Annotated in this window: 25 protein-coding genes; 16 read left to right on the top strand and 9 right to left on the bottom strand. The window is 68.5% G+C overall.

What is annotated here, in order from left to right; translation table 11 throughout:
• Positions 1-507 carry a DUF305 domain-containing protein gene (locus SK803_RS21510; RefSeq protein ID WP_319967960.1) on the bottom strand — a complete coding sequence of 169 codons (507 nt, stop codon included), beginning with the start codon at positions 505-507 and terminating at the stop codon, positions 1-3.
• A 144-nt stretch (positions 508-651) separates the two neighbouring features.
• On the opposite strand from SK803_RS21510, the gene ctaD reads away from it, so the two are divergent.
• From ctaD to SK803_RS21470, 8 genes are all read left to right on the top strand, one after another.
• Entirely contained in the window at positions 652-2,442 is a 1,791-nt protein-coding gene (gene ctaD / locus SK803_RS21505; protein ID WP_319967832.1) for an aa3-type cytochrome oxidase subunit I, read from the top strand.
• A gap of 81 nt (positions 2,443-2,523) precedes the next feature.
• The gene (gene serB / locus SK803_RS21500; protein WP_319967831.1) at positions 2,524-3,738 is read left to right on the top strand and encodes a phosphoserine phosphatase SerB; all 1,215 of its coding nucleotides are present in this window, start codon (positions 2,524-2,526) and stop codon (positions 3,736-3,738) included.
• Complete coding sequence (locus SK803_RS21495) at positions 3,738-4,415, top strand: peptidyl-tRNA hydrolase (protein ID WP_319967830.1); 678 nt, start codon at positions 3,738-3,740, stop codon at positions 4,413-4,415. Before serB ends, SK803_RS21495 begins: the two co-directional genes overlap by 1 nt.
• 30 nt (positions 4,416-4,445) lie before the next feature.
• Positions 4,446-5,825: a phospholipase D-like domain-containing protein gene (locus tag SK803_RS21490; RefSeq protein ID WP_319967829.1), complete on the top strand. Its 1,380-nt coding sequence runs from the start codon at positions 4,446-4,448 to the stop codon at positions 5,823-5,825.
• 22 nt (positions 5,826-5,847) lie between these two features.
• Entirely contained in the window at positions 5,848-6,426 is a 579-nt protein-coding gene (locus SK803_RS21485) for a VOC family protein (protein ID WP_319967828.1), read from the top strand.
• Positions 6,427-6,539: 113 nt separating this feature from the next.
• Positions 6,540-6,887 carry a PadR family transcriptional regulator gene (locus SK803_RS21480; protein ID WP_319967827.1) on the top strand — a complete coding sequence of 116 codons (348 nt, stop codon included), beginning with the start codon at positions 6,540-6,542 and terminating at the stop codon, positions 6,885-6,887.
• Between the two features lie 11 nt (positions 6,888-6,898).
• The gene (locus tag SK803_RS21475; protein WP_319967826.1) at positions 6,899-7,183 is read left to right on the top strand and encodes a hypothetical protein; all 285 of its coding nucleotides are present in this window, start codon (positions 6,899-6,901) and stop codon (positions 7,181-7,183) included.
• Positions 7,184-7,231: 48 nt separating this feature from the next.
• A complete protein-coding gene (locus SK803_RS21470; protein ID WP_319967825.1) occupies positions 7,232-7,843 on the top strand; it encodes a VOC family protein in 612 nt (203 codons plus the stop codon).
• Here SK803_RS21470 and SK803_RS21465 read toward each other — a convergent pair.
• From SK803_RS21465 to SK803_RS21455, 3 genes are all read right to left on the bottom strand, one after another.
• The gene (locus SK803_RS21465) at positions 7,797-9,731 is read right to left on the bottom strand and encodes an ATP-dependent DNA helicase (protein ID WP_319967959.1); all 1,935 of its coding nucleotides are present in this window, start codon (positions 9,729-9,731) and stop codon (positions 7,797-7,799) included. The two genes, SK803_RS21470 and SK803_RS21465, sit on opposite strands and share 47 nt — an antisense overlap.
• A gap of 129 nt (positions 9,732-9,860) precedes the next feature.
• Positions 9,861-10,643, bottom strand: coding sequence for a TIGR04222 domain-containing membrane protein (locus tag SK803_RS21460; protein WP_319967824.1), 783 nt, complete (start codon positions 10,641-10,643; stop codon positions 9,861-9,863).
• 22 nt (positions 10,644-10,665) lie between these two features.
• Complete coding sequence (locus SK803_RS21455) at positions 10,666-11,307, bottom strand: aminoglycoside adenylyltransferase domain-containing protein (protein ID WP_319967823.1); 642 nt, start codon at positions 11,305-11,307, stop codon at positions 10,666-10,668.
• A 120-nt stretch (positions 11,308-11,427) separates the two neighbouring features.
• On the opposite strand from SK803_RS21455, the gene SK803_RS21450 reads away from it, so the two are divergent.
• Positions 11,428-13,317 carry a PA domain-containing protein gene (locus SK803_RS21450; protein ID WP_319967822.1) on the top strand — a complete coding sequence of 630 codons (1,890 nt, stop codon included), beginning with the start codon at positions 11,428-11,430 and terminating at the stop codon, positions 13,315-13,317.
• Between the two features lie 4 nt (positions 13,318-13,321).
• Here the strand turns inward: SK803_RS21450 and SK803_RS21445 are convergent, their stop codons facing one another.
• From SK803_RS21445 to xrtP, 3 genes are all read right to left on the bottom strand, one after another.
• Positions 13,322-13,894: a biotin transporter BioY gene (locus tag SK803_RS21445; protein ID WP_319967821.1), complete on the bottom strand. Its 573-nt coding sequence runs from the start codon at positions 13,892-13,894 to the stop codon at positions 13,322-13,324.
• Between the two features lie 85 nt (positions 13,895-13,979).
• On the bottom strand, positions 13,980-15,302 hold the full coding sequence (locus SK803_RS21440) for a glycosyltransferase (RefSeq protein WP_319967958.1): 1,323 nt from the start codon (positions 15,300-15,302) through the stop codon (positions 13,980-13,982).
• Positions 15,303-15,346: 44 nt separating this feature from the next.
• Positions 15,347-15,865, bottom strand: coding sequence for an exosortase P (gene xrtP, locus SK803_RS21435; RefSeq protein WP_406601559.1), 519 nt, complete (start codon positions 15,863-15,865; stop codon positions 15,347-15,349).
• Between the two features lie 295 nt (positions 15,866-16,160).
• Between xrtP and SK803_RS21430 the strand changes: the two genes are divergently transcribed.
• From SK803_RS21430 to SK803_RS21415, 4 genes are all read left to right on the top strand, one after another.
• Entirely contained in the window at positions 16,161-16,925 is a 765-nt protein-coding gene (locus tag SK803_RS21430) for a choice-of-anchor P family protein (protein WP_319967820.1), read from the top strand.
• 13 nt (positions 16,926-16,938) lie between these two features.
• A complete protein-coding gene (locus SK803_RS21425) occupies positions 16,939-17,142 on the top strand; it encodes an LPXTG cell wall anchor domain-containing protein (RefSeq protein ID WP_319967819.1) in 204 nt (67 codons plus the stop codon).
• A gap of 67 nt (positions 17,143-17,209) precedes the next feature.
• Positions 17,210-18,382, top strand: coding sequence for a non-hydrolyzing UDP-N-acetylglucosamine 2-epimerase (wecB, locus tag SK803_RS21420; RefSeq protein ID WP_319967818.1), 1,173 nt, complete (start codon positions 17,210-17,212; stop codon positions 18,380-18,382).
• Positions 18,383-18,538: 156 nt separating this feature from the next.
• Positions 18,539-19,195, top strand: a complete 657-nt coding sequence (locus tag SK803_RS21415; RefSeq protein ID WP_319967817.1) for a hypothetical protein — start codon at positions 18,539-18,541, stop codon at positions 19,193-19,195.
• Positions 19,196-19,199: 4 nt separating this feature from the next.
• Here the strand turns inward: SK803_RS21415 and SK803_RS21410 are convergent, their stop codons facing one another.
• Both SK803_RS21410 and SK803_RS21405 read right to left on the bottom strand, forming a co-directional pair.
• Complete coding sequence (locus SK803_RS21410) at positions 19,200-19,739, bottom strand: isochorismatase family protein (RefSeq protein ID WP_319967816.1); 540 nt, start codon at positions 19,737-19,739, stop codon at positions 19,200-19,202.
• A 1-nt stretch (position 19,740) separates the two neighbouring features.
• The gene (locus tag SK803_RS21405) at positions 19,741-21,024 is read right to left on the bottom strand and encodes a nicotinate phosphoribosyltransferase (protein WP_319967815.1); all 1,284 of its coding nucleotides are present in this window, start codon (positions 21,022-21,024) and stop codon (positions 19,741-19,743) included.
• A 79-nt stretch (positions 21,025-21,103) separates the two neighbouring features.
• Here SK803_RS21405 and clpS point away from each other — a divergent pair, with 79 nt between their 5' ends.
• Genes clpS through SK803_RS21390 form a run of 3 tightly spaced genes read left to right on the top strand, consistent with a single transcriptional unit; the run spans position 21,104 to position 22,891 of the window.
• Positions 21,104-21,403 (top strand): ATP-dependent Clp protease adapter ClpS, encoded by a 300-nt coding sequence (clpS, locus tag SK803_RS21400; protein WP_319967814.1) that lies wholly within the window; start codon positions 21,104-21,106, stop codon positions 21,401-21,403.
• A complete protein-coding gene (locus SK803_RS21395) occupies positions 21,400-21,957 on the top strand; it encodes a DUF2017 domain-containing protein (protein WP_319967813.1) in 558 nt (185 codons plus the stop codon). Before clpS ends, SK803_RS21395 begins: the two co-directional genes overlap by 4 nt.
• 22 nt (positions 21,958-21,979) lie before the next feature.
• The gene (locus tag SK803_RS21390) at positions 21,980-22,891 is read left to right on the top strand and encodes a P1 family peptidase (RefSeq protein WP_319967812.1); all 912 of its coding nucleotides are present in this window, start codon (positions 21,980-21,982) and stop codon (positions 22,889-22,891) included.
• Positions 22,892-22,898 lie beyond the last annotated feature (7 nt).

Raw genomic sequence — 22,898 nt, 5'->3', positions numbered from 1 at the left:
TCAGCCCTGGGGGAGGAGCGACTCCATTTCCGCGATCTCCTTCTCCTGGTGGCTGACGATGTCCTGGGCGAGCTTGCGGGTCTCCGGGTCGGTGCCGGCGGACAGGTGCTTCTGCGCCATCTCCACGGCCCCGCGGTGGTGCTGGATCATCAGCGAGAGCCACTGGCGGTCGAACTCCGTGCCGTCCAGGTCGGCGAGGTTGCCCAGTTCGACCATGCCGTGCGTCTCGGAGTGGCCGTGTGAGGTGTGCGACGAGGCCTGCACGGGCGCGCTCCACGTCTTGAGCCAGCCGTTCATGCGGTCGATCTCGGGCTGTTGCGCCGCCGAGATGCGCTTGGCCAGATCGATCACGTGGGGGTTCTCGGTGCGGGAGGCGACCATCTCGGACATCTCCAGCGCCTGTTCGTGGTGCGGCACCATGCCCTGGGCGAACGCGACGTCCGCCGAGTTGTGCGTGGCGGGGGAACCACAGGCGGCCAACATCAGGACAGCGGCGACAGCGGACATTCGGAGCACGGCGGCAGGATACGTGTGACGTGCGCTACGCCGCTGGCCACCGGCCATGGCCCACCCGAATGGAGCTGATCGGCTCCGTCTAATATCCCGTGGAGTTTCCCGAACGAACTGGTCCCACCAAGGCCTGGAGGCACCGTGACGGCCGTAGCCCCGCAGCCGATCGCAACGCGTCCTTATCCGACGCGCACTGCGGTCAAGGGGTCCTTCCTGCTGCGGATGTTCCGCACCACGGACCACAAGCAAATCGGCATCATGTACCTGGTCACCTCGTTCGCCTTCTTCATGGTCGGCGGCGCGATGGCCATGCTGATGCGGACCGAGCTGGCCCGGCCCGGCATGCAGTTCCTCTCGCAGGAACAGTTCAACCAGCTCTTCACGATGCACGGCACCGTGATGCTGCTGCTGTACGCGACCCCGATCGTCTTCGGCTTCGCGAACTTCGTGCTCCCGCTGCAGATCGGCTCGCCCGACGTGGCGTTCCCGCGGCTCAACGCCTTCTCGTACTGGCTCTACCTCTTCGGTGGCCTGATCGTGATGGCGGGCTTCGTCACCCCCGGTGGCGCGGCTGACTTCGGCTGGTTCGCGTACACGCCGCTGTCGAGCGCCATCCACTCGCCCGGCGCGGGTGCCGACCTGTGGATCTCCGGCCTGGTGGTCGGTGGTCTCGGCACCATCCTCGGCGCGGTGAACATGATCACCACGGTGGTCTGCCTGCGCGCGCCCGGCATGACGATGTTCCGGATGCCGATCTTCACCTGGAACATCCTGGTGACGTCGGTGCTGGTGCTGCTCGCGTTCCCGATCCTCACCGCGGCGCTGCTCGGCCTGCTGGCCGACCGCCATCTCGGTGCCCACGTGTTCGACCCCGCCAACGGCGGCGTGATCCTGTGGCAGCACCTCTTCTGGTTCTTCGGGCACCCTGAGGTCTACATCGTCGCCCTGCCGTTCTTCGGCATCGTGTCGGAGATCTTCCCGGTGTTCAGCCGCAAGCCGATCTTCGGTTACAACGGCCTGGTGTACGCGACGCTCGGCATCGCGGCCCTGTCCGTCGCCGTGTGGGCACACCACATGTACGCGACCGGCGCCGTGCTGCTGCCCTTCTTCGCCTTCATGACGTTCCTCATCGCTGTTCCGACCGGTGTGAAGTTCTTCAACTGGATCGGCACGATGTGGAAGGGCCAGCTGACGTTCGAGACGCCCATGCTGTTCAGCATCGGCTTCATCGTCACGTTCCTCTTCGGTGGTCTCTCCGGCATCCTGCTGGCCGCGCCCGCGATCGACTTCCACGTGTCGGACACGTACTTCGTCGTCGCGCACTTCCACTACGTGCTCTACGGCACGATCGTGTTCGCGACCTTCGCCGGCATCTACTTCTGGTTCCCGAAGATCACCGGCCGGTTCATGGACGAGCCGCTCGGCAAGCTGCACTTCTGGACGACGTTCATCGGCTTCCACGCGACGTTCCTCGTCCAGCACTGGCTGGGCAACGAGGGCATGCCGCGCCGGTACGCCGACTACCTCGCGTCCGACGGCTTCACCACGCTGAACATGGTCTCGACGATCGGTGCCTACATCCTGGGCGCCTCGACGCTGCCGTTCATCTGGAACGTCTTCCGGTCCTACCGCTTCGGCGAGGTCGTGACGGTGGACGACCCGTGGGGCTACGGCAACTCGCTCGAGTGGGCCACCTCGTCCCCGCCGCCGCGGCACAACTTCACCGAGCTGCCCCGGATCCGTTCGGAGCGCCCGGCGTTCGAGCTGCACTACCCGCACATGATCGAGCGCATCCGGAACGAGGGTCACGTGACCTTCACCGGCAAGATCATCCAGCACAAGGACGCCAAGCCGGCACTGTCCGAGATGGCGGCCTCGGCGATCAAGTCGGGTACGGCGTCCGAGAAGGACGACCCGGACCACGACAAGTAACCTGCACTTCACAGGTTCAACGACGAGCCCCGGCTGCCTCGCGCGGTCGGGGCTCGTCGCGTCTTACGAGGAGACGACGACGTGAAAACTCCCGTGCTGATCACCGTGACCGGTCCCGACAAGCCCGGTGTCTCCTCGGTGCTCTTCGCCGTGCTGACCAGGCACGGCGTCGAGGTGCTCGACGTGGAGCAGGTCGTCATCAGAGGACGGCTGGTGCTCGGCGCGCTGGTCTCGACCGACCACGACCCCGAGGGGCTGCAGGAGTCCGTCGAGCAGGCCATGGCGACGGTCTCGATGCACGTGGAGATCGAGATCGGTGCGGACTCGAAGCGCACCGCGCGCCTGGAGTCCTCGCACGTGCTGATCGTGCTGGGCCGCCCGGTGACCGCGAAGGCGTTCACCGAGGTCGCGCGCCGGCTCGCGTCGCTCGGCGTGAACATCGACGCCATCCGCGGCGTTGCCGACTACCCCGTCACGGGCCTTGAGCTGCGCGTTTCGGTCGCGGACGACACGCTGGAGAACGACGCGGAGCTGCGGTCCGCACTGGCCGACGTGTCGGTGCGCGGGGGCCTGGACATCGCGGTCGAGCGCGCCGGTCTGACCCGCCGGGCGAAGCGCCTGGTCGTGTTCGACGTCGACTCCACGCTGATCCAGGGCGAGGTGATCGAGATGCTGGCCGCGCACGTCGGGTGCGAGGAGCAGGTGCGCGAGATCACCGAGGCCGCGATGCGCGGTGAGCTCGACTTCGCCCAGTCGCTGCGCCGCCGGGTCGCGTTGCTGGAGGGTCTCGACGCGAAGGTGCTGGACGAGGTCGGTGCTTCGCTGGAGCTCACGCCCGGTGCGCGCACGACGATCCGGACGTTGAAGCGTCTCGGTTTCTACTGCGGTGTCGTCTCCGGCGGCTTCACGTCGGTGATCACGGGTCTCGCCGACGAGCTCGAACTGGACTTCTGCGCGGCGAACACGCTGGAGATCGTGGACGGCAAGCTGACCGGCCAGGTGATCGGCGAGATCGTTGACCGGCCGGGCAAGGCCGTGGCGCTGCGGCGGTTCGCGCAGGAAGCAGGCGTGTCACTGGCGCAGTGCGTGGCGGTCGGTGACGGTGCGAACGACATCGACATGCTGGGCGCGGCCGGTCTGGGCATCGCGTTCAACGCCAAGCCTGCGCTGCGCGAGGTGGCCGACACCGCGCTGTCGCACCCGTTCCTGGACGCCGTGCTGTTCATCCTCGGCGTGACGCGCGCCGAGGTGGAGGCCGCGGACGCCGCGGACGGCCTGGAGCTGACCCGGCTGTGATGATCCTCGACCTGATCGCCTCGCGGAACTACGCAGAGGAGTCCGAAGTCCGCGCGATGCCGATGGTGTTGCGCATCGAACGCGTCGATCCGCCGTCCAGGACGGCGTTGCTGGAGGCCGCGGCCGCTTCGGCGGTCGCGGTGTGCCTGGACCCGCGTGCCGACGTCGGTGGCGAGTGGCACGAGGCCGTGCGCGCGTGGGTGGCCGGGCGGATCCGCAAGGTGTCGCGGCGGGCCCGTGGCGTGCAGTGGGACGCCGTGCAGGAGCTGCCGGGCGTGACGATCACCGTGGACGGCGCGTCGGTCCGTTCGTTGCTGCCGGTGCTGGTGTCCGAGACGCCTCGGGAGGTCGCGAAGCTGCAGATCTCCGGCTCTGACCTGCCGGTGGACGAGCCAGGGCCGGTTCCGGAGGGTGCGCGGTTGCTGTATGTGAACCCGCGCGTCGAGATGTCCGCGGGGAAGCTCGCGGCTCAGGTCGGGCACGCGTCGATGCTGCTGGCGCCGCATCTGTCGGTCTCCGAACTGAAGGCGTGGGCCGCGCTGGACTACCGGTGTGCGGTGCGTACGCCTTCGGTTGCGGAGTGGGACTCGCTGATCCACCGCGGTGACGTCGTGGCGGTGCGGGACGCGGGTTTCACGGAGGTCGAGCCGGGTACGACGACGGTACTTGCTGTTTGAGATCGGTCTGAACGGGTAAATCCGCCTCTCGTGGGCTTACTCGACGTTCTCGATGCCCGGCTCGGAGACGGGCTGGAGAACCTGCTGTGCTCTCACCACGCGCGAAGACTGCGCCGGCTGGGGTGGGGCGAGGTGCTGGACGGTGACGCGACGGGGTGGTTCACCCCGCGCCGGACCGTCCAGCACGGCAACAAGATCGAGGTGCTGATCGACGGCGCCACCGCGTTTCCCGTTGTGGCGGAAGCGATCGAGAACGCGCAGAAGTACGTGCACATCGCGAACTGGCACGCGTCGCCGGACTTCCAGCTGACCCGCGAGCCGGGCGCGCCACAGCTGCGCGAGCTGCTTTCGGCTGCCGCGGAACGGGTTCCGGTGCGCGTGCTGCTCTGGGCGGGGCCGCCGTTCCCGATGTTCGAGCCGACCAGGAAGCGTGCCGCTGCCGCGCAGAAGGCCTTCCTGGAGTGCGGCGCGGTCCGGTGCGAACTCGACGCCCGCGAACGGACCCTGCACTGCCACCACGAGAAGATCGTGATCGTCGACGACGTGGCGTTCGTCGGCGGGCTCGACATGACCGCTGTCGAGGGTGACCGGCACGACTCGCCGGAACACCCGCCGCGCGACCTCGGCTGGCACGACCACATCGCGCGGGTGGAGGGCCCGGCGGTGGCCGAGGTGGCCGGCCACTTCGCCGCGCGGTGGCTGGAGATCGCGGGGGAGACCCTGCCCGCGCCCGAGGTGCCGCCCGAGGCCGGGTCGTCGTCCGTGCAGGTGGTGCGGACGATTCCGGAGAGCACCTACGGGTTCGCACCGCACGGGGACTTCAGCCTGGTCGACTCGTACCTGCGGGCGCTGCGGTCGGCGAGATCGTTGATCTACGTGGAGAACCAGTTCCTGTGGTCACCGGAGATCACCGAGGTGCTGATCGAGAAGCTCTGCCGGCCGCCGACGCCGGAGTTCCGGATGGTGCTGTTGCTGCCGCAGAAGCCCAGCAACGGCGCCGACACCACGCGCGGGCAGCTCGGCCGGTTGCTCGACGCCGACGTCGATCGGCGGCTGGTCGCCGCGACCCTTGTCGCACATGGCGATGCGCCGGTCTACATCCACGCCAAACTGGCCATTGTGGACGATCAGTGGCTCTCGGTCGGCTCGGCGAACCTCAACGAGCACTCGTTGTTCAACGACACCGAGGTCAACGTGGTGACCGACGATCCAGAGGTGGCTCGATCGACTCGGCTGCGGCTGTGGACGGAGCACCTCGGGGCGGACGTGTCGGGGCCGATCGACGACGTGGTCGACAAGGTCTGGCGGCCTGCCCTGAAGGGCAACTCGCGGGTGATGGAGCTGCCTGGGGTGTCGCGGCGGTCCGGAAGGCTGCAAGGACCGTTACGTGGATTGCTGGTCGACGGCTGATCTCTGGGGCTAGTTTGGCGGCGTGGCCAACGAGGTGACGATCCCGCTGCTGCCGTGCGCCTCCATCGACGAGGTCGCCGAGTTCTACGTGATGCTCGGCTTCACGGTCACGTATCGGCAGTACCGGCCGAACGCGTACCTCTCGGTGCGCCGCGAGGAGATCAACCTCCACTTCTTCGGCATCCCGGACTACGACGTGGAGCGGTCGTACAGTTCGTGCCTGGTGCAGGTGGAGGATCCGCGAGAGCTGTACGAGGCTTTCGCTCACGGCATGCGCGCGGTCTACGGCCAGGTGCTGCTCACGGGCATTCCGCGGATGACCCGGCCGCGCCGTGACAGGTTCCTGTTCGTCGATCCCGGCGGGAACTGGATCCGGGTGGTGCCGGCGGTGCGGGAGCGCGAGCCAGGGCCGGGGCGCAACGGCTTGACGCGGGCGTTGAGCAACGCGGTGACGCTGGCCGGGTCGCACGGGGCGGAGCGGCAGGCGTTGAGGATCCTCGAAGGGGCGTTGGCACGGGAGGTGCATGCCTCGGAGGAGGAGCGCGAGTCGGCGCTGGAGTTCCGCGCCGAGCTGCTCGAGCGGCTGGGCCTGCACAGCTGACGTCGGCGTGTGCAAGTACCGCCAACCCAACGTCAACAAGCAATTTTCCGCACCCAACCTGTTCGGTGCTCGCCGAACAGGTTGGGTGCGGTTAGCGGCGATTCGATCAAGAGATGGTGGTACTTGCAGACGTCAAAGGGAGCCTTGACGGTGGTGTGGAGCCACTGCAACGCATCGGCAAGGCCACCGTGGACGTGCTCGAGGTGCTGCTCGGCACCGACGAGCCGTGCTGGGGGCTGGAGATCATCAAGCTGACCGGGCGGCCGTCGGGCAGCGTTTATCCGTTGCTGGACCGGCTGGAGCGGGCCGGTTGGGTCACGTCGTCGTGGGATGACGACGCGGAACGGCGCGGGCCTCGGCGGCGGATGTACCGGTTGACGGCCGACGGGGCCGCGGAAGCTCGCCGGGTGGTCGCGCGGGCTGCTCCGGCGCCTCGGTTCGTGCCTCGGGCGGCGCGATGAGAGTCGCGTTGTTGCTGGTGCGGTTCGCGGCGGCCGTTGTGGGTGATGAGCGCTATCGCGAGCAGTGGGAAGCGGATGTTGTTGGGGCGCGCGAGCTCGGCATGTCGCCGTTGGGGGTGGCGTTCGGGGCTGTGCGCGCTGTCGTTGCCATGCCTTCGAAAGGGGCTGTCGTGGCTGGGATTGGTCCGTTGGGTATTGCGTTGAGACACGCTGGCACGCCGCGTGGTCGTGTGCTCGCCATTGCCGTTGTGTCGGCGTTGTTGTTGCTGGGCGGGATCGTCATGTTGTTCGCTTGAGCAAATTGCTCGGTGTCGTTTCGGCGGTGCCGGGCTTAGCTTCGGGCGGTGGCGAACGAACTGACAATCCCGCTCCTGCCCTGCAAGTCCATCGACGAGATCGCGTCGTTCTACGAGATGCTCGGCTTCTCGCTCACTTACCGGCAGACGCGGCCGAACCCGTACGTCGCGCTCAAGCGTGAAGACATCAACCTGCACTTCTACGGGATGGACGGCCACGTCCCGGAGCAGTCGCACAGCACGTGCCTGATCATCGTGCAGGACACCGGTCCGCTGTTCGAGGCGTTCGCGGCGGGGATGAGGGCTGTGCACGGGAAGATGCTGATCTCCGGCATTCCGCGGATGACCCGGCCGCGGCTGCGCAACGACAGGTACACCGGGTTCACCGTCGTCGATCCGGGTGGCAACTGGATCCGGATCAACAAGGCCGCTGCGGAACCCGAGGCGACTACGAAGCTCGCCAAGGCCATGGAGAACGCCGCGCGGCAGGCCGACGCGCACGGGGACGAACGCCAGGCGTTGAAGATCCTGGAAGGCGCGCTGAAGCGGGCCGACGGGTCCGAGCCTGAACTACCGGAGGTTCAGGCGTACCGCGACGAGCTGGTCGAACGGATCACGGCTTCTTCGCCCCAGGAGTCTGGGCCGCGTCCAACCGCGTGAGCGCGGCCCTGACCACGTCGGGGTCGTAGGTCGTCCAGAACGGGGGGAGTGAGGCGCGCAGGAAGCCGCCGTAACGGGCCGTGGCCAGCCTCGGGTCGAGGACGGCCACCACGCCCTTGTCCGACATCGACCGCAGCAACCGGCCGGCGCCCTGGGCGAGCAGCAGTGCCGCGTGGGTCGCCGCGACCGTCAGGAAGCCGTTGCCGCCACGCGAGTTGACGGCTTTCTGACGCGCGGAGGCCAGCGGGTCGTCCGGGCGGGGGAACGGAATCCGGTCCATGATCACGAGCTGCAGGCTGGGACCGGGCACGTCCACGCCCTGCCACAGCGACAGGGTGCCGAACAGGCAGGTGCGGTCGTCCTCGCTGAACTTCTTGACCAGCAGGCCCGTCGAGTCGTCGCCCTGACAGAGGATCGGGAAGTCGAGCTTGTCCCGGAGCGCTTCCGTGGCCTGCTTCGCCGCGCGCATCGACGAGAACAACCCGAGCGCCCGGCCGCCGGCGGCGTTCACCAGGCCCTCGATCTCGTCGAGGTACTCCTGCGGCAGTCCGTCGCGCCCCGGCTGCGGCAGATGCCTTGCCACGTAAAGGATGCCGCTCGATCCGTGCTGGAAGGGGCTGCCGACGTCGAGCCCAGACCACTTCGGGCCGTCGATGTCCTTGTCCGTCGCCGCGCCCTCGATCTTCTTGACCTTCTCCGCCGGCGGCAGCCCCCACTGGCGCGCCATCGTGTCGAAGGCGCCGCCGAGCGTGAGCGTCGCGGACGTCAACACGGTGGTGCGCTTGGCGAACAGCCTCTCTCGCAAGAGACCACCCACGCCCAGAGGTGCGACACGCAGCGTCGGCGCCTTCTGGTTGAAGTCGCCCGACACCCACACGACGTCGCGTTCCTCGTCGAACGCCTCCAGCACCCGCACCGCGCAGTCGTGGACCTCCTCCAGCAACGCCAGCGCGAGCTTGCGCGCCGTCGCCCCTTCCGGGTCCTCCTTGCGCTCCGGCCCCATCGCCGACACGCAGTTGTGCGCGGCGTCGCGAGTGGCCGCGAGTGCGCCCGCAAGCGCTCGCGGCAGCGCGTCGAGCCGGCCGGAGGGCATGTCCTCGAGGATCATCGCCAGCCCGTCGCTGGCCTCGGCCAGCCGGTCCGCGATGTCCTGGTCGATCAGCCTGCCGCACCGCCGTGCCGCGATCGCGATGCTCGCGCCGCTCAGCTCCTCGGTCGCCACCGACGTGACGCGGTCGACGAGGTCGTGCGCCTCGTCGATCACCACGACGTCGTGGTCCGGCAGAACCTGGTACCCCTCCAACGCGTCGATGGCGAGCATCGCGTGGTTCGTGACCACCACGTCCGCCTTGCCCGCCTCGGCCCGCGCCCGTTCCGCGAAGCAGTCGGCCCCGATCGGGCACTTCGACACGCCCAGACACTCCCGCGCCGTGACGCTGACCTGCCGCCACGACTGGTCGCTGACGCCGGGCACCAACTCGTCCCGGTCGCCGGTCTCGGTGTCCGACGACCACTCGTGCAGCCGCTTCACCTCACGCCCGAGCCGCGACACCGCGAACGGGTCGAACAGCCCGGCCTCCTCCGGCTCCTCGGGCGCGCCGTTGTGCACCCGATGCATGCAGAGGTAGTTCCTGCGGCCCTTGAGGATCGCGTACGTGGGCTCGCGCCCGAGCTCCTTCTTCAACGCCTTCGACAGCCGCGGCAGATCCCGGTCGACCAGCTGCCGCTGCAACGCGATCGTGGCCGTGGAGATCACCACCGTCTCGTCCTCGGCCACCGCGTGCCGGATGGACGGCACCAGGTACGCCAACGACTTGCCCGTGCCCGTGCCCGCCTGCACGGCGAGGTGCTCGCCGGTGCGGATGGAGTGGTCGACGGCCTCGGCCATCTCCACCTGACCGGGCCGCTCCGCGCCGCCGACGGCGTGGACGGCGGTTTCGAGGAGGCTCAGGGTGGGGGGAACTTCAGGCACGAGACAGACCGTACCCGGCAGGTCCGACAGTCCCGTCAGACCCGCTCAGTCACCGCCCCCGCCGCCGCACCCACCGCCACCGCTGTCACCACCGGACGAGCACCCACCGCCGGATGAACAACCACTGCCACAACTACTGCTCGACGAGTGGTCGCGCGCGGGCATCATCCCGACCACGACCGGCGTCAGCCCGAACATCCTGGCCACCGCGAGCCGGCCGATCCTGCCGCGCAGCCCGAGCACCGCGACCGCGCCCAGCGGGTCCTGCGGCGACACGCGCCCGGTCGCGCGGTTCACCAGCCGGTGCCCGGCTCTCGTGCGCAACCGGCCGGGGTCACGCGCTCTCAGCACCGAGGCCCAGACGATCAGCAGCGTTCCGCCCGCGAAGAAGGCCCACCGGGGAACCTCGCTGAACCGCGGCACCGCTTCGTTCTGCGGCTCGACGACGTCCGGGAGGACCAGGCAGGCGAGCCCCACCAGGACGAGGCCGATTCCCAGCGTGAACAACCACGGGTGGAGCCTGGGCCGCAGCGAACGCCGCCGCCGGAGCAGCCCGCGGCCGGCCAGGTGGGCGCGCAGGCCTGACGCCTCGGCCGACGTCGCCGCCTCTCCCAGGACGTCGTGCAGGTACCGGCCCGCCTGGACGCTGGTCAGGATCCGTGCTTCCAGCGGCGAGACGCGGCCGGGGTTGCGGTGGACCGCGGTCACCACGCCCTCACGGGAGATCCGGACCGCACCGATGTGCAGCAACCGGGCCAGGGCGACCTCGGCGGCGCGGGCGGGGCCGCCGGCCAGGCAGCCCAGCTCTTCCGGGGTATGCGTCGTCACGCGGATTTCTCGGCCGCGGGCCTCACGTCGTTACGTCGGCGAGGATCCGGTCGAACAGTGCGATGGTCGCGTTGAGATGCGAACTCGTCAGCGGCGCGTCCTCGTCGCGGCGCGCGGACACCAGGTCGAGGATCGGCAGGTCGGGCCATCTGGCCGCGGCCAGCTCGCCGGCGCGTGACTTGCTGACGATCTCTCCGGTCCGGATGGTGTGCCACAACCGCGCGGGCCCCAGCCCCACCCAGAGCAGGTCCTCGCGCGGCAGTTCCGTCATGGCGTGAACCTGGTCGAACAAGGGCTTCCAGTAGCTGACGAGGTTGTCACGGCAGTAGGCCTCGACATCAGCGGCAGTGCCAGGACATGTGGGTCGTGCACCGCGCACGGTCTGCCCAGCGGTTCGCAGCTGCTGCCACAACACCGGAGTGATCTCACCGGCCAGCGGCGTCACGTCGCGGACCGGCTTCTCCAGCGAGCCTGCCAGCACGACCGCGACGTCCGCACCCCTCACCGACGGCAACGCGGCGGCAGCAGAAAGCTCGATCACGATGTCGAGGTCGGAGCCGGCGACGACGTCGTCCAGCACCCGCGATCCGTAGACGTGCGCGCCCACCACCAACTCCGGCAGGTGGTCGTCCAGCAACTCCAAGTAGTCCTCAGCGGTGATCACGTCACCTCACCGTACGCAGGTCGACAGGCACTGGACCGAAACAGCTGCGCGAAACCTTGTGTTCCGACATGAAGCGACGGAGAGTGACGCCGCTCACAATGCACACATTTGGAGGAATCTGTGTCCTCTCCCCGCCGCAGACCGGTACTCCTCGCAGCGCTCTCCGCGCTCATCCTGCTCACCCCGGCCGCCGTCGCCCACGAAGCGGACGGCTCCACCTCCACTGACGGAGGGATCGACCACGCGGAAGCCACCCACGGCCACGATCAGCACGGAGGTGAACACGGGCATCTGCCCGCCGGCAACGCGAACGTCAAGGTCGTCGGCAGGGCCGCGATCAACCAGGACACCGAAGGCCGCGTCGCCGACGTCGGAGTGCACAACGGGTACGCGTATCTCGCCGCGTTCCGGGACCCCACGTGCCAGAAGGGCGGCATGTACGTCTTCGACATCAAGGATCCCGCCAAGCCCAAGCAGATCAACTTCATCCGCACCGGCCAGGACAGCTACGTCGGTGAGGGCTCCCAGGTCATCCACATCGACACGCCGAAGTTCAACGGCGACGTGCTCGCGTTCAACAACGAGATCTGCGGAGACCACATCAACAGCACCACCGTCGGTGGCGCCACGCTGGTCGACGTCACGAACCCCAAGGTGCACAAGTACCTCGCGCAGGGCTTCGGCGACTTCGACCCAGTGAGCCGCAACGCAGCAGGCCTCGCGCACGAGGTGCACAGCGTCTTCATCTGGGACGCCGGTGACAAGGCCTACGCGGTCCTCGTCGACGACGAGGAGAACGCCGACGTCGACATCTTCGACATCACCGACCCGCGGACGCCGGTGAAGATCGCCGAGTACGACCTCGCCGCGATGTTCCCGCAGATCACCCAGGCCACGCCCGCGAACCTGACCGAGGTCTTCAACCACGACATGATCGTGAAGGAGATCGGCGGCAGGCAGGTCATGCTGATCTCCTACTGGGACGCGGGCTACGTGAAGCTCGACGTCACCAACCCGGTGAGCCCGGTCTACCTCGGCGACACCGACTTCGCGAACCCCGATCCCGAGCTGCTCGAGTCGACCGGCATCGCCGCCGCACCCGAGGGCAACGGTCACCAGTCCGAGTTCACGAAGAACAACGACTACGTCATCGGTGCGGACGAGGACTTCGGGCCGTACGTGCTGTCCGCGTCGACCGACGACGGAACCAGCTTCGCGGCGAACCAGGGCGACCTGACGCCGCAGCTGCCCGCGGGACAGACGTTGTCCGGCACCACGGTGTACGTCGGCCGGGCGTGCATCGGCGACTCGGCGGTTCCGGCCGCACCCGCGGTGGGCACGAAGCAGATCGCCGCGGTGACCCGCGGTGGGTGCACCTTCACCGAGAAGGTCGCGAACGTGGCCGCCGCCGGTGGCTACGAGGCGACCGTGATCATCAACCGCGAGGGCGAGTGCGGCGCGTTCGGCATGACGGTCGAGGGCACGCTGCCCGCGTTCTCCGTCGACCGGAAGACGGGCTTCGGCTTCTTCGACAAGGAGGCCGAGTACAACGAGGCGCAGTGCCTCGCCGGTGGCGACACCTTGCCGGGCAGCCTGATCCCCGGTCTCGCCGTCGGAGCTGTGGGTGACGTGCTGACGTTCAGCTCGTCGTTCGACGGCTGGGGCTACGTGCACCTGTTCCGCAACAACGCCGGGAAGATGGCCGAGCTCGACACCTACGCCATCCCCGAGGGCCACGACCCGGCGAAGGCGTCCGGGCACGGCGACCTGTCGGTGCACGAGGTCGCGACCTCACCGACGCGCAACGACCTCGCGTACTTCGCCTACTACGCGGGCGGTTTCCGGGTCACGAAGATCGTGAACGAGAAGCTCGTCGAGGTCGGCCACTTCATCGACGAGGGCGGGAACAACTTCTGGGGCGTCCAGGTGTTCTCGCACAACGGCAAGGAGTACGTGGCGGCCAGCGACCGCGACTACGGCCTGTACATCTTCGAGTACACCGGGCCGTGAGCGACTAACGGCGCTTGAGGAGAGCCCAGGCGGTGGGCAGCAGGCCCGCCGCCAGGGCGATCTTCAGAGCGTCACCCAGCAGGAACGGCAGCACACCAACGGACAGCGCCTTGCCGAGGCCCATGCCGGTCGCGGCCATCAGCCACGGCACGCCGACGCTGTAGATCACCAGATTGCCCAGCACCATGGTGCCGACCGTGCGCAACGGCGTGCGGTCGCCACCGTGCTTGGCCAGCGCACCGACCAGGGCACCCGCGAACACGAAGCCGACGACGTAACCCAACGACACCGGGGCGCCGGACGTGCCGCCCTGGAACCACGGCACGCCGGCGACGCCCGCGATCAGGTACAGGAGCATCGAGGTGGCGCCGCGTTGCCAACCGAGGGTGGCACCCACCAGAAGCGCGGCGAAGGTCTGGCCGGTCAGCGGAACCGGGCTGCCGGGGATCGGCAGCGCCACCTGTGCGGCGAGTCCGGTGAGGGCGGCACCGGCGACCACGAGGGTCAGGTCGCGGACGAGGGCGCCCGGCACGAAGTCGGCGAGCACGGTGCGACGAGGCGCGAGTGCGAGAGTCACGTTCCCTCCCAGGCGGAATCGAGTGAACCGAGGTTAACCACGGAGACTCGAGAACGTCTTTGTTCGATCTCTACAAAGTGACCGGTCACACATCCAGGGCGACCTTGCCCGCCACTCTGTCCTCGTTGCGACGCGTTTTGGTCCAACCGTTGTTGCCGCGCACCAAGCGGATCAGCGCGCGCCACGACGTGATGTAGAACGTGTAGATGTACAGCGCGTAGCCGAACCCGTACGCGATGGACTTCCAGAAGCCAACGGGCTCACAGCGCGCACGGTAGACCGGTCCCCACAGGACGAACGGCATCAGGCCGAACGCGCCGTAGACGGTGAACAGGATCCACGCGCCGTCGAAGAACCACGCCACGACTTCAGCGGGAGACACCGCGAACCGGTACGCCATCATGGCCATCGGGATCGGGTAGATGAGCGTGCCGAGCAACTGCATCCACGGTTGCGCGAGGTAATACATCATCTCTGCGGCACCGAGAGTCGTCAGATGCTCGGAGTCCCAGATGCGCCTCAGGTAACGCATGCACTGCATCGTGCCCTGGCCCCAACGGGTGCGTTGGGCCAAGAAGCGGCGCAACGAGTACAGCGCCTCCTGGTTCACGTGCGTGTCCAACGAGAAACCGGTGTGCCAGCCCGCGGTCAGCAGGTGCACGCCGAGTTCGAAGTCCTCCAGCAACGACCCGCGCCACGGGCTGCCGGTCGGTCCGGCGATCGAGTCCAAAGCGGACAGTCGGGTGAACTGACCGTTGCCGCCCATGGAGATCGTGCCGGTCGCGCCGCGTGACATCTGGATCGCCGCGATGGCCGTGCGGAACTCCAGGTCCTGCATCCGCACCAGCCCCGCACCGAACGCCCGGCGCCAGGCCGAAACTCCCGGCTGGCGCTGGCCGGCGTTGATCATCCGCACGTCCACCTGCACGGCGCCGATCCGCGGATTGCCGAAAAGATGCGCGGCCGCACAGACTTCCAGGCAGTTGGCAGCAGGACGTCCATCAGCGTCAACAACAACGACGACCGCACGGTCTGTGTCCGCGCGCCGGCCCATCCACAGCTTCAACGTGCGGTAGGCGTCGTTCAGTGCGTTGCCCTTGCCGGTGCGGGCGTACGGGCGTTGGCGCTGCACGAGATGGATGTTCGGGTCCCGAACACCGCCGTTGCGCTTCAACATCCGCACGACACCGGCAGTCCGGTCGTCGGAGTCGTCGTCGATGACCCACACGTGCGCGATGGGGAACGTCCCGCGCAAGTAACGGATCGTGTCGCCGATGACGGCTTCTTCGTCGCGGCACGGCACGAAGAAGTGCCACTCCAACGAGCTGGGCTCTCCCACGGGAGCGGGTTTGCGCCGCAGGTACGGCACCACGATGAACAACACGTATGTCACGAAGGCGACGCTCATCGTCAGCGCGAGCGCCTGCGTGAACCCGAGAACGAGGTCGAGGCTCACTTGCGCGTGGCCAGCCAGACGAACACCACGAGCGCGGCCGCGCCACCGAACACGCTCACCATCGAACCGAGCAGCGTGTGGCCCCAGTAATAGCCGGTGTCGACGCCCAGCCACTGGACCAGGCCGAACAGGGTCAGCACCCGGAACTGGTTCACGATCACGACGGCCAGCGCCGCGATCCCCAGGGCGAACAGCACGCGCGACTGGATCCGCGGCCGCAGCGCGATCATCACGGCGCCCACCACGATCAGCGGGAGAACGAGGAACGCGGACGTGCACTCCGGTGTCATCCGCAGACCCAGCGGCGTGTCCGAACCCAGTCCGAAGTAGACGGTCTGCCGATCGGGGATCACGTCCACGCCGTACGAGCTGATGACGCTGAGAATCGCGCCGGACAGCGAGATCTCCGCCGTGCGGTACAGACGGTGTGCGAACACGAGTCCCGCGGCAACGGCGAGCAGGACGACCACCGTCACCCGGCTCGGGAGTGCGGCGCGGCGCACGGCAAGCGTCACCCGAGGATCCTTTCCACCGATGAGGGAGCGCCCAGACGGGCTACTTGACGTTCCATCGGTAGACGCAACGTCAGCCCTCACCCCCGGATCGGGTGACGCCGTAACCGGAAATTGATCAAAAAACCCACGATGAGTGGCGCCGACTGGGCGAGTTGGGTGGTCGTGTCGCCCGATACGGGGAGTAACCCTCAGTTCCCTCGAAAGAAAGCCGATGCCGGTAATTGCCCCCGGAAAGCGTGAAACCACATTGGTATCAACGTGCCTTGGGGCCGGAGGAATCAAGGGAAGGAGTTTCATGCGTGTCCGAATGACGGGACTGGCTGGGGTCATCGCGATTGCCGCACTCCTGGTCGGTGCCGCACCTGCTTCGGCCGCTCCGGGGGACGCCTCGGCCTACGGTGCGAGGCTCAACGTGACGCTGCTCGGCAGCCCCGCGGTCAACGCGGAGCCGTTCGCCGCCGCCAACGCGAACGGGCCGACGCAGAACACGTTCGCCGGCGTCGATCTCACCGGGATTCTGAAGACCGGTGTCATCAACGCCTCCGCGTCGCGGGACGAGAAGTCCGGTGGCGTGTACTCGCGGGCGAGCACCGCGGACGTCCGGGTCGATCTGCTCTCCAAGGTCACCGGCAAGATCTCCGCCGAACTGGTGGAGGCGGAGTGCGCGGCGACCCAGAAGGGGCTGACCGGCAAGGCCAAGCTCGCGGGCGTCAACCTCGGCAAGCTCGGCCAGGTCAACGCCGATCCCGCGGCCAACACGAAGCTGGACGTCCAGCTCGCCGGCGTCAAGATCGCTGAAGTGATCTTCAACGAGCAGATCAAGAACAACGACGGCAGCCTCACCGTGAACGCGATCCACATCAAGCTGCTGCAGGGCGTGCTCGGCGCCATCGGCACGGGCGACGTGATCATCTCGTCGGCCACGTGCGGTCCCGCCGGCCTGCCCATCCCGATGGCGTCGGGTGCGGGCCTGTGGATCGGACTCGGCCTGCTCGGTGTCGCCGCCGCTCCGGTCGCCTTCGTGGCGCTGCGCCGTCGCGCGTCGCTGAACGCGGCCTAAAGAGGAGCGGCAGATGTACAAGGTCCCCGGTACCGGCATCGGTGTCGGCACGGGCGTGGGTGCCCTCGCGGTCACCGGCGCGGACGTGACGTGGTGGATCGTCGCGGGAATCGTCCTCCTGCTCGCTGGTGCGTTCCTCATGCACAGCACGCGCAGGAAGCGCCGTCCCGCAGCAGTCGCGGTCCCCGTCAAGACCAGACCGAACCGAGCCGGCTGACACGGCCCGCCTGGGATTGCCCCCGGTCCCAGGCGGGCCTCCCGGTCTCCCCGAGAGAGGACACACGGTGCGCAAAGAAGTTCTGCTGGTGGCCGGCACGAGGCCAGAAGCTGTGAAGATCGCCCCCGTCGCGATCGCGTTGAAGGGGCATCCCGGCCTCCGTCCCACGATCGTCCACAGCGGACAGCACGCCGGCATGGTCGAGCAGGCGCTCAGCGCGTTCGACCTGGTGCCGGACGTGCGGCTGGACGTGCCCAGGCACACCGGAACGCAGGCCGAACTGGTCTCCCGGTTGCTGCCCGAGTTCGACGCCGTGCTGGAGGAACGCGACCCCGCGGTCACCCTCGTGCAGGGCGACACCACGACGACGCTGGCCGCGGCGCTCGCCTCCTTCTGGCGCGGAATCCCCGTGGCACATCTCGAAGCCGGTCTGCGGACCGGTGACCTCTACGGCCCGTTCCCCGAGGAGGGGACCCGGCAGATGATCTCCCGCATCACCTCGCTGCACCTCGCGCCGACCGATGACGCCGCCAACGCGCTGAACACGGAATCCCTGCCGGACAGCCACATCGTCGTCACCGGCAACACCGTCGTGGACGCCGTGCAGCGCGTAGCGGACGCCAACGTCCCCGCGTCCAGCCACGACGTGATCGCCCTGGAACGGACCCTCGACGCCACCGGCGGCCGGCTCATGCTGGTCACGGTGCACCGCCGCGAGTCGTGGGGCCGTCCGCTGATGCGCGTGCTCAACGCCGTGCGCGCGATCGCCGACCGGCATCCCGACCTGCACGTGCTGATCCCCGCGCACCCGAACCCCGGTGTGCGCGAACAGGTCGTGTCGCTGTTGGGCGGCCACGAGCGCGTCGTCATCACCGAGCCGTTGGACTACCCGGACCTGGTGCGGGTCCTCAAGCGCGCGGCCCTCGTGCTGACCGACTCCGGTGGCATCCAGGAGGAAGCGCCGTCGTTCGGTGTGCCGGTGCTGGTGCTGCGCGAGACCACCGAACGCATGCTCGCCGTCGACGCCGGGTGTGCCTGGCTCGTCGGCACCGACACCACCCGCATCCTCGCCGAAGCGGGCTGGGTGCTCGGCTCCCGGTTGCGGCTTCCCCTGGGGCGCAACCCGTTCGGCGACGGGCGTGCTGCGGTGCGGGTGTGCTCCGCGCTGGAGAGGCTGGCGGGCCTGCCCACGGCTCTGCCGCGCCGGGAGCCGTTCGCCACGCTGGCCGGAGTGCGTTAGCGCGGAAATTCTTTTCAAGCTGACCAGTTCGCCTGTCACTCGTTCAGGTAATTGGCCACACGAACGGGTGACATGGGGTGCCGAGCTGTTATCAGCGCCACGCAACACAACCATTATCGGGCGGTGGGAAACGAGACAAAGGGGAGAAGGGCAAAAGTGCGCAAGAGGTGGATCGCCGGGGCTGTGGCCGCGTTGACGCTGGCAACCGGGGCCCCCGCGCTCGCAGGCAACCCGCCGGGCACCGCGGCGTCAGGTTCCGCGGACTTCGCCAAGGCGGACCAGACGTTCAAGGTCGAGCCGCTCGCCGTGTGCAACGTCAACCCGGACGCGGCCGGCACCGTCACCGGCTCCAGCCCCGCCGTGAGCAGGACCGGGCTCAAGATCGGTGAGACGTCGTCCGCGTGCACGACAGAGGTCGTGAACCCGGACGAGTTCCTCACCAAGACCAAGTCGGTGGCCACGGGCAAGGCGTTCGAGCTGTCCGCGCTCACCGCCGCGAAGGGCCCGCGGCTCAAGATCGCCGAGTGGTCGGTCAACTGCGCCGCCGACGACAAGGGCACGCAGGCGGGCTGGGAGCTCAAGGGCATGTCCGGCTGGACCGGGCTGCCGCAGCAGATCCCGTCGGGCTACGTGCACGACGTCAAGGCGGGCAACGGAACCGTGCTCGCCAAGGCCAAGTTCACCGACACCGTGTTCCCGGTGCCGAACGACGGCAGCATCAGCATGACCCTGTTGAAGATCACGTTCGAACCGTCGTCCGGCTACACGGGCAGCATCACCGTCGGCTCGGTGGCCTGCTCACCGACGCCGTAACCCGTCAGGCGACACCGACACCCGCGGCGCGCAGCTCCTCGACAGCGGCGTCGCGGGTCGTCGGCGCCACGGCGGCCGTGAGCCCGACGAGCACCGTCGTGCGGAAGCCGTTCCGTTGCGCGTCGAGGGCGGTGGCGCGCACGCAGTGGTCGGTCGCGATGCCGACGACGTCCACATCGGTCACACCCTTGTCGGTCAGCCATCCCGCGAGGTCGTTCTCCGCCTCGAAACCCGAGTACGCGGCGGCGAACCGGCCCTTCGAGAACACCTGCTCCACGCGGGACACGTCGAGCTCCGGGTGGAACGACGCACCGGGTGTCCCGGCCACGCAGTGCACCGGCCACGAGTCGATGAAGTCCGGCGTCGCGGAGAAGTGCGGGCCGGGATCCACGTGGTAGTCCCGCGTCGCCACGACGTGGTCGTACGCCGACGTGGCGATGTGATGCGAGATGGCCGCTGCGACGGCCGCACCACCCGTGACGGCCAGCGAGCCGCCCTCGCAGAAGTCGTTCTGCACGTCCACGACGATCAGCGCCTTGGTCATGTCAGCCCTCCAAGTAGGTCGTCGGAATCGCGGGCTCACCGCGCGAGAGCTTGAGGCCCTCCCACGGCACGCTCACCAGAGCCGCGCGCAGGCGTTCACGGCTCTGCTCCAGCGTGGGTACCTCGTCGGTGAGCTGTCCAGCACGCATCAGCGGGATCTGCACGAGCTTGTCGTACGCGCCGAGCTCGGGTTCGGCGGACGCCTGGAACACGACCTCCTCCAGCGCCGTGCCGGTGTCCTTGTGGCGCCGCAACGCCTTCTTCCAGCCGCCGCGCGACTGCTTCGACGTGCTGCGCTTCTCGACGTGCCTGCCGTCGACCTCGACCAGCTTGTAGACCATGCCCGCGGTCGGCGCGCCGGAACCGGTCACGACGGACGTGCCGACGCCGTACGCGTCCACGGGTTCGGCGCGCAGCGCGGCGATCGCGTACTCGTCGAGGTCGCTGGACACGACGATCCGGGTGTTGCGGGCGCCCAGCGAGTCCAGCAGGTCACGTGCCTGCCTGGCCATCACGCCCAGGTCTCCCGAGTCGATCCGGATCGCGCCGAGGTCGGGACCGGCCACCGCGACGGCCGTCTTGATGCCCTCGGTGATGTCGTAGGTGTCGACCAGAAGCGTGGTGCCGACACCCAGCGCATCGATCTGGCTGCGGAACGCCTCTTCCTCGGAGTCGTGCAGCAACGTGAACGCGTGCGCGCACGTGCCGGCCGTCGGGATGCCGTGGCGGCGCCCCGCTTCGAGGTTGGACGTCGCGGTGAAGCCCGCCAGGTAGGACGCGCGGGCACACGCCACGGCGGCTTCCTCGTGCGTGCGCCGCGAGCCCATCTCGATCATGCGACGGCCGTTCGCCGCCGTCACCATGCGGGCCGCGGCGGACGCGATCGCGCTGTCGTGGTTGAGGATCGAGAGCGCGAGCGTCTCCAGCACGACGCCCTCCGCGAAGGACGCGCGCACGGTGAGCACCGGCGAACCGGGGAAGTAGAGCTCCCCCTCGGGATAGCCGTCGATCTCCCCGGAGAACCGGTAGTTCGCGAGCCATTCCAACGTCGAATCGTCGACCACGGCGTTGCGGCGCAGTTGGTCGATCTCCTGCTCACCGAAGCGGAAGTCCCCGATCGCGTCGAGCAGCCTGTTCACCCCCGCGACCACGCCGTAACGGCGGCCGTCCGGGAGTCTGCGAGCGAAGACCTCGAACACGCACGGACGGTCACCAGTGCCGTCACGCAGCGCGGCCGCGAGCATGGTCAGCTCGTAGTGGTCGGTCAGCAACGCCGTCGAGTTCATGGTCGCCAACCCTAAGGTCGCATCCGGTTTAGCCGCATGCGGTCTCCGCCACTGCGGCGAACATGACACCATTGGCGGTATGACCACGCCCGTCGAACAGGAACGGACGCAGGCCGAGCCGATCGGTGCGGAAGTCGTCGCCGAGGACTCGCCATGGCAGACCGTGGTCTGGAACGACCCGGTCAACCTGATGTCCTACGTGACGTACGTGTTCCAGAAGCTGTTCGGGTTCAGCAGGGACAAAGCGACCAAGCTGATGCTCGACGTGCACCACAAGGGCAAGGCGATCGTGACATCGGGCACCAAGGACAAGGTCGAGGCCGACGTGGCGAAGCTGCACGCGGCCGGCCTCTGGGCGACCATGCAGAAGTCCTCGTGAAGCGGTGGATCCGCGACGGTGACGTCGTTGTGGGCAGGCTCGACCGCCAGGAGGCCGCTGTCGTGCGCGGTCTGGTCAGCCAGATCCAGGACATGCTGCTGGCCCGCGCCGAGGAAGCCCCGCAGGACGAGCTCGCCGAGCTGACCGGCATCCGGACCGGCTCGTCGGAGGCTCCCGACGACCCGATCCTCGGCCGGCTGCTCCCGGACTTCCACCGGCTGGACGACGACGCGCCGGACCCGGACGAGGTCAACTCGGCGGCGGCGTTGCGCTCGCTGCACGAACCGGAGCTGCTCGACCAGAAGACGGGCGCGGCCGAGATCGTGCTGAACACGTGCTCGCCGGACGGCGGCGAGATCAGGCTGTCGGTCGGCGAGGCCGAGGCGTGGCTCTCGTCGCTCAACGACGTGCGTCTGGCCCTCGGGACAGCGTTGGACGTCACCGAGGACATGCCGGAAGAGCTGCCGCCGGAGGACCCGCGCTCGCCTCACCTCGGGGTGTACCACTGGCTCACGTGGGTGCAGGACACGCTGGTGGAAGCGATGATGCCGTGATGGCGGGAACTGGGGTGGCGCGGTGATTCCCGGCGTCCTCGTCGGCCACCACCACCGGATCGAACCCGGCTGGGCCACCGGCACCACGGTCGTCCTCGTGCCCCAGGGCGCGGTCGGGGCGGTCGACGGACGCGGTGGCGCCCCCGGAACCCGCGAAACGGACCTGCTCGACCCGGCGAACCTCGTCCAGCAGGTGCACGCGATCTGCCTGTCCGGCGGCTCCGCGTACGGGCTGGCAGCCGCGGACGGCGTCATGCGGTGGCTCTCGGAACGTTCGATCGGCTTCCAGGTGGGCGCTCAGCCGCACCACGTCGTGCCGATCGTGCCCGGCGCGGTGATCTTCGACCTGCCGATGTCCGAGTGGGGCAACCGGCCGGACGCGTCGTTCGGCTACGAAGCTTGTGCCGCTGCTGCAACGGAATTCGCGCTGGGCTGCGTCGGTGCGGGCGCGGGTGCGCGCGTCGGTTCGCTCAAGGGCGGCGTCGGCGTGGCGACCAAGAAGGTCGGCGACCACACCGTCGGCGCGCTCGCCGTGGTGAACGCGGCGGGCGAAGTCGTCGACCGCGCAACGGGTCTGCCGTGGCTGCCCGCGCTCGGGACGTCGGCCGTGGCGTTGCCCGAACGCAAGCCCGACGGTCTCAACACGACGATCGGCGTGGTCGCGGTGGACGCCGATCTGTCCAAAGCGGAGTGTCAGCGGATCGCGATGGCGGCGCAGGACGGCCTCGCCCGCGCCGTGCGGCCCGCTCACTCGATGTTCGACGGTGACACGGTGTTCGCGCTGGCCACGGGAGCCGTGCCGCTGCCGGAACCGCGGGTGTTCGTGCTGGACGCGTTGTGCGCCGCCGCTGCCGAGGTGTTCGCGGACGCGGTGGTGTCCGGTGCGCGCGAGGCGACGTCTTTGAACGGCGTGACGGCTTTCCGCGACCTCTGAGTGGGTA

Origin of the sequence: Lentzea miocenica, from assembly GCF_033949945.1 — a bacterium.
GTDB classification, from domain to species: domain Bacteria; phylum Actinomycetota; class Actinomycetes; order Mycobacteriales; family Pseudonocardiaceae; genus Lentzea; species Lentzea miocenica.
Note: the sequence above shows the minus strand (reverse complement) of the source record. Positions and strands in the feature narration are given on the sequence as shown.